Below are 2,539 nucleotides of genomic sequence, written 5' to 3' on the forward strand. Positions count from 1 at the left end.
TGCAGAGAACCTCAGGGAGAACTCGACCGGCTCCGCCCGCCCGGGGACAGGCTACGCGGAGACGGCGAAGTCGGGGCCGCACCACCCGGTGGACGGCCCGGTAGGGCTCGGTCCCGTCCAGGGCCTCCCTGAGGCGACGTTCGAGCTCCGGCCGGTCGTCCGGGTGCACCGCCTGCATGAACCGCTCCCGGGTGGCCCGGATCGACTGCGGGGAGAGGCCGACGATCCGGTACGTCTCGTCCGACCACCACACCTGGTCGGCGAGAGGTGCCAGGCCCAGGCGCCCACGTGCCCAAGAGCCTCCGCCTCGGCGAGGATGTCCCGCTCGCTCCACACGTCGGTGAGCGACCACGCGCCGGCGTCGTCGCCCGGCCCGCCGGACCCGTCCATCGCCTCGTCCTCGTGCCGGAATACCCCCGCCGGCATGACGGTAGCCCGAGGCCCCTCGATCGGTCCGCGACCCGGGGGCATCATCCCCCGGTCGGCGGGGATGAAAAACGGGGCCCGAGTGGCTCACCCGACGGTCCGAGGAGTACGTGGCCGCCGAGCTGGGCCGCCGCGGCCTGCCCGGCGACGCCCTCACGATCGAGATCACCGAGGACCAGACCCTCGACGTGGAGGGGCAGGGCCTGGACGTGCTGCGCCGCCTGGCAGCCTCCGGCGTCCGCATCGCCATCGACGACTTCGGGTCCGGCTACGCGGGGCTCGCCGCCTTCCGGGACGTGCCGGCGCAGGTGGTGAAGATCGACCGGGGGTTCGTGACGGCGATGCTCGGCTCGCACGAGGGCCACGACCTCGTCGACTCGATGATCCAGCTCGCCCACCGGTTCGAGCGCCGGGTCGTGGCCGAGGGGGTCGAGACCGAGGCCCAGCGGGCCGCGCTGGTCGAGCTCGGCTGCGACTACGTCCAGGGCTACCTGACCGGACGGCCCATGCCCGCGTCCGAGGTGCCGGTCACCGACGCGTCGCGTCCGGCCGACCGCGCCGTGGTGCTCCCCGGCCCGCGACCCCCGGGTCAGGCCGACGCCGCTCAGGTGTTGAGGTAGCTGCCCGGGTCGTCCTCGGTCGGGTTCGGCTGCGCCGGCATCGACCGCATCTCGTAGGGGTCCTCCTCGTCCCCGGCGACGTCGTCGGCCGCGGCCGCCCGGGCCTCGTCGACCTCGGGGTCGCCCAGCGGGTCGGGGGTGTCATCGGGCACGTCGGGCACGTCCTGGGGCGTGCCGCCCGTCGGCTCGGTCATGGCGTCCTCCTCGGAGCTGCGCCAGGACGCCGCCGTCGGCGCCCTTCCTGCCGACGGTAGGCCGGGCGGACCGGCCTCGCGCGGCGGGCTCGCGCCCCGGGCGGCACGGACCAACGGCCCAACGGCCGTCGACGTCGCGGTGAACGGCGGGCGGGCCGGCACTGGCCCCGGGCTGGCCTCGGCCTGAACCGCTGCTGACCTGCGTGAACGTTGCCTGAATCCTCCGGCAACGGCGTCGCGGACCGGCGTTTCGCCCCCGCGCCCGTGGCTACCTTCGCGCCCATGGCCGCCGTCCTCGCCCCACCCGGTCCCCGCACCGGGGCCCACCCCGCAGCCCAGCCCCCGCACCCGGCGCGCCGTCGTGCCGGTGCGGTGCACCGCCGTCGGGCCCTCGTCTGGTTCGCGCTCCTCGCCGGGCCGAACGTCGCGCTGCTGCTGGTGTTCGTGTACCGCCCGCTGCTGGAGAGCCTCTACCTGTCCACGATGCAGTGGAACCTCGGGTCGCCCGTCGCGCGCTTCGTCGGCTTCGGCAACTACGTCGAGTGGTTCACCAGCCCGGCGACGGCGCAGGTGCTCACGACGACGGCGGTCTTCACGCTCGCCACCGTCGGCGGGGCCCTGGTCCTCGGGCTCGGGCTGGCTCTCCTGCTGGACCGACGGCTGCCCGGCCGCGGCCTGGCACGGACCGTCGCGTTCGCCCCCTACGTGCTGTCCGGGTACGCCGTCGGCATCCTCTGGCTGTTCATCTTCGACCCGCGCTACGGGCTGATGTCGGCGGTGCTGGGCTGGTTCGGGGTCGCCTCGCCCCAGTGGTACACGGCCGAGCCCTGGCCCCTGGTGATGATCATCGTGGTGTACCTGTGGAAGAACCTCGGGTACGTCGCCCTCATCTACCTCGCCGGGCTCCAGTCCGTACCGCAGGACCTGCGTGACGCGGCCGCCCTCGACGGCGCCTCCCCGGCGCGGACGCTCCGCTCCGTCGTCCTGCCGCTGCTCACGCCGACGACGTTCTTCCTCACCGTGACGATGCTGCTCGCCTCGCTGCAGTCCTTCGACGTCATCCGCTCGATGACGTCCGGCGGCCCGCTCGGCAGCACGACGACGCTGATGTACCAGATCTACCAGGAGGGCTTCGTCAACGGCCGGGCCGGCTACGCCTCGGCCGGCGCCACCGTCCTCTTCCTCGTCCTCCTCGCGGTCACCGCGCTGCAGCTGCGCTACGTCGAGAAGAAGGTCCACTACGCATGAGCCTGCAGACCGCACCCCGCCCCGCCCCCGCCGACCCCGCCCCGGCGGATC

4 protein-coding genes are annotated in these 2,539 nt (G+C 73.9%); 2 read left to right on the forward strand and 2 right to left on the reverse strand.

All coding sequences use genetic code 11. The annotated features are described in order from the left end of the window. A partial coding sequence (locus N866_RS22810) for a PAS domain-containing protein (protein WP_155855470.1) occupies window positions 1-595 on the reverse strand: 595 nt, incomplete at its 3' end. Here N866_RS22810 and N866_RS17985 point away from each other — a divergent pair. Beyond that, a complete protein-coding gene (locus N866_RS17985; RefSeq protein WP_034229250.1) occupies window positions 537-1,046 on the forward strand; it encodes an EAL domain-containing protein in 510 nt (169 codons plus the stop codon). The two genes, N866_RS22810 and N866_RS17985, sit on opposite strands and share 59 nt — an antisense overlap. Here the strand turns inward: N866_RS17985 and N866_RS17990 are convergent. Next, window positions 1,031-1,240 (reverse strand): hypothetical protein, encoded by a 210-nt coding sequence (locus N866_RS17990; RefSeq protein WP_034229252.1) that lies wholly within the window; start codon window positions 1,238-1,240, stop codon window positions 1,031-1,033. The genes N866_RS17985 and N866_RS17990 overlap by 16 nt on opposite strands. A 282-nt stretch (window positions 1,241-1,522) precedes the next feature. Between N866_RS17990 and N866_RS17995 the strand changes: the two genes are divergently transcribed. Further along, window positions 1,523-2,488, forward strand: coding sequence for a carbohydrate ABC transporter permease (locus tag N866_RS17995; protein WP_034229255.1), 966 nt, complete (start codon window positions 1,523-1,525; stop codon window positions 2,486-2,488). The last annotated feature ends 51 nt before the right edge of the window (window positions 2,489-2,539 follow it).

The organism is Actinotalea ferrariae CF5-4 (assembly GCF_000603945.1).
Lineage (GTDB): Bacteria > Actinomycetota > Actinomycetes > Actinomycetales > Cellulomonadaceae > Actinotalea > Actinotalea ferrariae.

Excerpts from the sequence above, each read along its gene's own strand:
- N866_RS17990 (WP_034229252.1), bottom strand. The coding sequence starts at position 1,240 with ATGACCGAGCCGACGGGCGGCACGCCCCAGGACGTGCCCGACGTGCCC.
- N866_RS17995 (WP_034229255.1), top strand. The coding sequence starts at position 1,523 with ATGGCCGCCGTCCTCGCCCCACCCGGTCCCCGCACCGGGGCCCACCCC.